Genomic DNA, 231 nt, shown 5'->3' on the forward strand with positions numbered 1-231 from the left:
CCCAGGCGGTGGCCCGCCGGCACATGGAACACCTGCAGTCCGCCATGTCCGAGATGACCGACGTGGTGACGGCCATGTCGTCCCAGGACACCCCGCAGGCCAAGGCGGCCCGCCAGGCCGAGCTGCTGAAGAGCGCCTCTGAGAAGGCGGTCGGCAACATGCGGGAGGTCGCCGACCTCAGCCAGAAGTCCAATACCGAGGCGCTGAGCCTGCTCAACCCCCGCTTCACCG

1 protein-coding gene is annotated in these 231 nt (G+C 68.8%); it reads left to right on the forward strand.

Annotated features, from left to right (window positions below):
- Positions 1-23: 23 nt before the first annotated feature.
- On the forward strand, positions 24-231 hold a 208-nt coding region (gene phaP / locus AC0IW9_RS32170), incomplete at its 3' end, for a TIGR01841 family phasin (protein ID WP_471652330.1).

The sequence above is a fragment of the Belnapia sp. AC561 genome, assembly GCF_979252845.1.